Consider the following 6,621-nt stretch of genomic DNA (forward strand, 5'->3'; position numbering starts at 1 on the left):
TCACCATTTCTAAAACCTATGGAGAACAAAAATGGTTACTGCTGGCTCTAAACCCGGAACAGGCTTCTATTTTTGTGTCAAATGCGGACACCGCACCTACTTAGAAATTGGTACTGATCGTCTACCACCGTGTACCAAATGCCTTGGCAATCAATTTAACAACAAAATTGCCTAAGCAGCACCTATCAAACAGTTATCCTCTGTTTTGAACAAAAGCCCTATTCATCCATAGGGCTTTTTTGTTGGCTGGGCATTCTATCGTAGTGTATCAAGCGTGATTATAGGTGGAATTACAAATTCCGTGATTTCCACAGCTGAATGAATTTGGGCGACTCTGCTATCCATTCTGTCTTAGCCTTGTCTGTGTCCTGATATTGATTATTATGCTGATATGTTGGGTACGCTTTGGACAAAAACATCACAGGAAAACCTGCTTTGAAAATGCAAATAAAATATATGTTTACACAAAATTTTTAAGAAATATTTATTTAAAGAATGTCACGGATATTTCATGTAAAATCGCTTGATTTTTACCCAATAAAGGCATAATTATATTATTGAATTAAATCCATAAATTTTATATGGGTTTATTGTGGTTCAACTTTATAAAAATTATTCGGGGAACTATCAATGATCAAATTTATTGTAGATGAACAACCTGCAGCTAAAGGCATACACTATATACACAATGCGACACTGGGCTGCGAAGACCTGCCAAAATCGGATGACCAGATTTTGATTGGATACTTTGCAAATTATGAACTCGCCTATAAACGCGCAAGAATGAACTGGCCAACAGAAAGAGTAGAAGGCTGTAGCAAGTGCTGTACGGAATAATTTAAATCTGAAACTGAAAAACTCTGCCTAACTGGCGGAGTTTTTTTTACCTGGTTGATGATTGATTTAGCTGCGGAACACTAAAATGTTTCAATCTTAGATCAGGTTTTGAATAAATATAAATAGATAGGAATAACTGGCGAATAGAAATCGCTTCCCATTCATCTATGGACTGATTATTGTGGATTGTTTGAAAAATGCTCAATACACCCTCATCTTAAACTTTATATTCACGGTATTTAGGGCGCCCAATTGCAACATTATCTTGATCTGAACCACGACTCTGGTGTGGCTAGTATGAACTTGGCAATCAGTTTATTCGTGTTCAATTTAAGAAAAAATCAAAAATTTATACCTATAGCTATGCCAGTGCCGGCTATCAGCATATTGAAAATATGCAACAGCTGGCGCAATATGACGATGGCTTAAATACCTATATCAATCAGAATGTTAAACAGCTCTATGTGTGATAAAGGGCAGTGGAATTCACAGCTTGGCTTTGGTTTAAATTTTTGTTTATAAATGAATAAACAACGTAATGGCTCACTGCTATAGGTCTATAGTATCTGGCATATTTATCTTTAAAATTGCTGGATTATTGCTTTAAAATTAGGCTGAAAATATGGAAGGGATAAAGTTAAAACCAAGCTTGTCCTGGCAAAATATGACCAGAAACAAGTGTTTATTTAAGTCTGGAAATGATCAACATCATGGCATATTGAAGTATAGATGAAACAGAAGGTATGGGGTATGAACGGAAGAACAGAATGTCAAACATGCATGGTCTGCAAAAAAAGCTTTCCTAAAAAAAATCTTATCCCGATCGGAACAATTCGCAAAGTCATTACAGAGGAAATTTCACAGGACTTTCCACAGTGGTCACCTGGCGACTTTATCTGCCAAGCCGATTTAACCAAATACCGTATGCAGTATGTACAGTCCATTTTAAAATCTGAACAAGGTGAAGTCACTGATCTGGAATATGAAGTGTTGAACAGTATGCAACAGCATGAGCTGATCAGCAAAAATGTAGAGAACAAGCTCGATCAGAATTGGACTTTTGGAGAAAAACTGGCTGATAAAATTGCAAGTTTCGGTGGTAGCTGGACCTTTTTGATCTGCTTTGCCATTTTCTTGGCGCTGTGGATTTTGATCAATACCGTGGTAATGGTGAAACATCCTGCAGATCCATATCCCTTCATTTTATTAAATTTAATGCTGTCCTGTTTGGCCGCCATTCAGGCACCAGTAATCATGATGAGCCAAAACCGGCAGGAAGCCAAAGACCGTTTGCGTTCGCAAAATGATTATCAGGTCAACTTAAAAGCTGAACTGGAGATTCGGCATTTACATGAAAAACTCGATCATCTTTTAATGCATCAGTGGGATCGTCTGGCTAAAATTCAGGAAATTCAACTGGATTTGCTGTCGGAAATGACCAAGAAGAAATAGCCATTTATAACCTGATGCTAATCTTCAATGTTGCGATTTATAGAGATGGAGAAAATATTCCGATTCATGTTGGTTTGGCGTAATAAAAAGCAGAATTTTGTATCAATTAGGGAAATTTTTTTACAAATATAGATAAAGTGGGAAAATATTCCAAAAAGAATAAAAAATGCAAAATCTTAGGAAATTAATCCCGCATATCTTTGTCTATTCTATATCTCAAGGGTGTGAAGGGATCGAAAAGAGTAGATTGCTGCCAGTTGCGTACAACGTGAGTGTAGTACTTACCCACAAGGTCTTGATTCGGCTTAGGACGCTATAAATTACCAATTTATAGGCATCAGGTTATCACTTACAAAGTGGTAATAGTTGAAGTAAAACAGTATGTTTTCCCTGACCCCCTAAAAAATTCTCAAACACATAAAAATAGAAGAAATCAAATTTGAAGTCAAAAAACCTGATACAAATCAGTGGTTCATTTTTGTGGATAAAATCTGCTAATTTAGAAAATATCAGCGAGCATCTGGTCAGGCTATAAAAATGCTAAATGATGATTTCTGGAGTCGTTTTCTACTTTGTTCATTACTCATTAATTACATCATATTAATGATCTGGTTTTTGCTGTTTATTTTTGCCCGTAACTGGATGAAACAGCTGCATGGCAAATGGTTCCAGCTTTCAGATCATACTTTTGATGCCATCCATTATGGCGGCATGGCTATATATAAAATTGGTATTTTACTGTTTAATCTGGTGCCATTTCTGGCCTTATATCTGATACGAAATTCCTAACCCGGATTCAACTTTAAAAGGCTTATAGGCAAATAGATCATCTTTAAACAGCAGTTTCGAAGTTTATAAAAACAGGACCGCTACAATCAAAAACAAGCAAAAGAGGAATTTGGCAGCATGAATCAATTCAAATCTGCACTGGTTTTAGGTATTTTCATTTGTCTGGGGATGATTATTGCGGGATGGATTTTGGGCAGTAGCGCACTCAAAATTAAACAGTATGAACGTATAGTCTCGGTCAAGGGCTTGTCTGAGCGTGAGGTGAAAGCTGATGTCGCAGTATGGCCAATCCGTTTTAGCTCGGCCAGTCAGGACCTGACCCAGCTCTATGACACCATGGAAATACAAACCCAGCAAATTCAGGCATTTTTAAAGGCTGAAGGTTTTAGCGATCAGGAAATTACCACTGCGGCTCCGGTTACGACCGATAAATATGCCCAGCAATATGGCGGCGATGCCAATGTCGCGCTACGTTATACCGCCCATCAAACCATTACCGTCTATACCCACCGAATAGATGCAGTGCGGGCAGCACAAAGCCGTCTGGTGGCTTTGGGTAAAAAGGGCATTGCCTTTGGTGGCGATGATTCAGGTCAACGAACCGAATATTTATTTACCAAGTTAAATGATATCAAGCCAGCGATGATTGAGCAGGCGACACAGAACGCCCGCAGTGTGGCAGAAAAATTTGCCGCAGATTCCAAAAGCCGTTTAGGTAAAATCAAGGCGGCCAATCAGGGACTGTTTAGCATTGAAGATCGTGACAGTAATACTCCCTATTTAAAGAAAGTCCGTGTCGTGTCCACGGTAGACTATTATCTGGCGGATTAAATGGGGTAAAAAGTGATGAAAAAATGCGGTTTGATGTGCAGATAAATTCCTGTAATCTCAATTTTTCTGCAATAAAAAACCTGTATTTTAATCCGGAAGATAAAAAATTCTATTTATTATTCATTTAAGGAAAAAAATTCCCAAAAATGATGAAAAATTAAAAAAACTGAGGGAATTAATCCCGGCCGTGTTTGGCTAATATATGTTTCAAGGGTGTGATAAGGGATCGAAAAGAGTAGATTGCTGCCAGTTGCGTACAACGTGAGTGCAGTACTTACCCACAAGGTCTCGATTCGGCTTAGGACGCTATAGATTATCAATTTATAGGCATAGGGTTATAACTTACAAAGTTATAATGGTTGAAGTAAACCACAGATGTTTTCCCTAACACCCTCAAAAATTCTCCGGCAAAAATATAAGATAAAATTCCCTCTTCTTTTTCTTCATTGATAAAATATTTAATAAATCATTTACCTATAATAAATTATATGCGTTATCTCGATACACTTATTCAACATTGTCATGCTGCTAAAACGGCTATACCTGTTCAGGAATTTATATTTTCAACTGTAGATGATTTACCTCCGATATCTAAGGCGATTTATATCATTGAACAAGTAGACGGTGATATGAATGAAACATTTAATCACTTTCGTATCTTTAAAGCGCAGGGAACTCATGCCTGTGCAAGATTAAATGCGCCTTGCACAGTGATGTATGTAGGTTCATCTACCACAGGACTTAAAAATCGGTTGAAACAACATTTGGGTCAAGGCCAAAAGAGCACGTATGCACTACATTTGAGTCAATGGTTTCAAGGTCAGTTTAAAATCACGATCAGACAATATGAAGTAGATCATCAGGTACTGCAATTGATTGAAGATGACCTTTCTCATCAGCTTAAACCTGCGTTTGGAAAATTGGGTGCAAACAATAAATAATTCCAGATCGACTCTGTATTTCACAGACGTTGACAGTCGGATCTGACCTTGTTATTTTGCGCCCATTCTCCTACGTGCTGTAATGCTATGCCCATCAACGATAACTTCGTGTATATGCCGCCTCAGGAACCGCTTGTTATTGTCTATGAAGATGAAGACCTGGTGGTGATTGAAAAGCCGGCAGGGCTGTTGTCTGTTCCGGGACGCTTACCTGAACATCATGACAGTGCCTATTTTCGCGTATTGGAACGCTATCCCAACGCTAAAATTACCCACCGTCTAGATATGGCAACTTCCGGCATTTTGATGTTTGCCAAACACCGTGAAGCAGAAGTGGCGGTCAGTAAAATGTTTCAGGCACTTACGGTCAAAAAAAACTATATTGCGCTGATTCAAGGCAAGCTTGAAGCCGAAGGCAGTGTCGAAGTGCCATTAATTACCGACTGGGAAAACCGGCCGCGTCAAATCGTGCATTTTGAATTGGGAAAACCCGCCAAAACGCTGTATCAGGCCTTGGAATATTCTGCAGCGGAAGACATTAGCCGGGTATTACTGACTCCGATTACCGGACGTTCCCATCAACTTCGGGTACATATGCAATATATCGGACATCCCATTACTGGCGACAAGCTCTATCATCCAGAACCCTATCAGAGTCCATTACAACGTATGGCCTTACATGCCAGCTATCTGGCTTTTAAACAGCCTTTAAGCGGGGCAGATGTTGAAATTAAGGCTAAAGTTCCTTTTTAATCAGTGTCTTAAATTTTTATCTGTTTAACATTCTAGAATTTTAATCATAAGTTACATATATGATATGCGGGCTATCGTCTGCTTAGCTCACTGATTTATGATGATGAAAATCTTAGAATAATAAAAAGTGCGATCATTCAGACACGATATCCCTTTTCTGGTAATGGAAAAACAAACGAATAATAATGCGTAACATTTCTTTGAAATAATAATAATTTTGAGATAATAATCGTTTATCTATATATCCTGACCACCCTTATTTTGCTGGGATTGCTTTATCGGGCAATCATGCAAATAAGAAAAAAACAGATCATGCTTGAATCTTTACAGGTGAATCTGGATCGTACGCGAAATAATCTGGCAGAGCATGAGCAGCAAAATGATGCGCTGCATCATCAATTAAATACCTGTCGTATAGAGATCGGAAATTTAAAAAACAGGGTTGAAAAGCTGAGCCAGTATCAGGACATTGTAGATATTGAACATTACATTGCGGAGCGAAAAAACCAGGCCGAGAGCTTTGTTGAAGTCACTAAAACTGAAGCAGAGTTTCTGCTGGAAAAAATGAAGGCAGAGATTGAAAATACTCGACATTATCTGGAAAAACTGGAAAAAAAACAGCCAGCTTAAGCTGGAAGCCCAAGCCAGAGAACGATTAGGTGCTTTTTATAATCAGGTCTTAGAACAAGAAAGCTTGGAGGCAATTTCTAAAGCACTGGAAAACAAGATTCAGGGTTATGGTATTCAAGATGTATATCCTGTACAAACCTTTCTGGATCAATTGATTGATGGCTATGGTGATATTCATGCCGCGCAGCAGTTAAAAGAAGTCCGCCGTAAAATAAAAAATGCCATTGCAGCAAACACAGGGGGGCAATGTGAGTATGTCGAGAGCCTGTAAATTATTTTGTGTAAGTTCCATTTTTTATAAATGATCTTTTAATCGATCATCGAACTGAATCGTAAACCAATTCATCGCTAAACGCCAATTTTGAATTGGCATGGTCCATTTTTTAGC

Annotated in this window: 9 protein-coding genes and 1 pseudogene; all 10 read left to right on the plus strand. The window is 38.3% G+C overall.

Features of this window, described 5'->3' with window-relative positions; genetic code table 11:
- Nucleotides 1-31 precede the first annotated feature (31 nt).
- The 10 genes and pseudogenes from FTT87_RS12585 to FTT87_RS12625 all read left to right on the plus strand — a co-directional run bounded on the left by FTT87_RS12585 (nucleotide 32) and on the right by FTT87_RS12625 (nucleotide 6,504).
- Complete coding sequence (locus tag FTT87_RS12585; protein ID WP_086197667.1) at nucleotides 32-175, plus strand: hypothetical protein; 144 nt, start codon at nucleotides 32-34, stop codon at nucleotides 173-175.
- 455 nt (nucleotides 176-630) lie between these two features.
- Nucleotides 631-837, plus strand: a complete 207-nt coding sequence (locus tag FTT87_RS12590) for a hypothetical protein (RefSeq protein ID WP_180044588.1) — start codon at nucleotides 631-633, stop codon at nucleotides 835-837.
- A gap of 252 nt (nucleotides 838-1,089) precedes the next feature.
- A pseudogene (locus FTT87_RS16065) lies at nucleotides 1,090-1,307 on the plus strand (hypothetical protein).
- A gap of 280 nt (nucleotides 1,308-1,587) precedes the next feature.
- Nucleotides 1,588-2,289 (plus strand): DUF1003 domain-containing protein, encoded by a 702-nt coding sequence (locus tag FTT87_RS12595; protein ID WP_180044589.1) that lies wholly within the window; start codon nucleotides 1,588-1,590, stop codon nucleotides 2,287-2,289.
- 537 nt (nucleotides 2,290-2,826) lie between these two features.
- On the plus strand, nucleotides 2,827-3,078 hold the full coding sequence (locus tag FTT87_RS12600; RefSeq protein WP_180044590.1) for a DUF6868 family protein: 252 nt from the start codon (nucleotides 2,827-2,829) through the stop codon (nucleotides 3,076-3,078).
- A gap of 117 nt (nucleotides 3,079-3,195) precedes the next feature.
- Nucleotides 3,196-3,909, plus strand: coding sequence for an SIMPL domain-containing protein (locus FTT87_RS12605; protein ID WP_180044591.1), 714 nt, complete (start codon nucleotides 3,196-3,198; stop codon nucleotides 3,907-3,909).
- 488 nt (nucleotides 3,910-4,397) lie between these two features.
- Nucleotides 4,398-4,850: a GIY-YIG nuclease family protein gene (locus tag FTT87_RS12610; RefSeq protein WP_180044592.1), complete on the plus strand. Its 453-nt coding sequence runs from the start codon at nucleotides 4,398-4,400 to the stop codon at nucleotides 4,848-4,850.
- A gap of 87 nt (nucleotides 4,851-4,937) precedes the next feature.
- Nucleotides 4,938-5,603, plus strand: a complete 666-nt coding sequence (locus FTT87_RS12615) for an RluA family pseudouridine synthase (protein WP_180044593.1) — start codon at nucleotides 4,938-4,940, stop codon at nucleotides 5,601-5,603.
- A 312-nt stretch (nucleotides 5,604-5,915) separates the two neighbouring features.
- On the plus strand, nucleotides 5,916-6,233 hold the full coding sequence (locus FTT87_RS12620; RefSeq protein ID WP_180174939.1) for a DUF5660 family protein: 318 nt from the start codon (nucleotides 5,916-5,918) through the stop codon (nucleotides 6,231-6,233).
- Complete coding sequence (locus tag FTT87_RS12625; RefSeq protein ID WP_180044595.1) at nucleotides 6,181-6,504, plus strand: hypothetical protein; 324 nt, start codon at nucleotides 6,181-6,183, stop codon at nucleotides 6,502-6,504. Before FTT87_RS12620 ends, FTT87_RS12625 begins: the two co-directional genes overlap by 53 nt.
- Nucleotides 6,505-6,621 lie beyond the last annotated feature (117 nt).

Origin of the sequence: Acinetobacter sp. YH01022, from assembly GCF_013420235.1 — a bacterium.
Taxonomy (GTDB): Bacteria; Pseudomonadota; Gammaproteobacteria; order Pseudomonadales; family Moraxellaceae; genus Acinetobacter.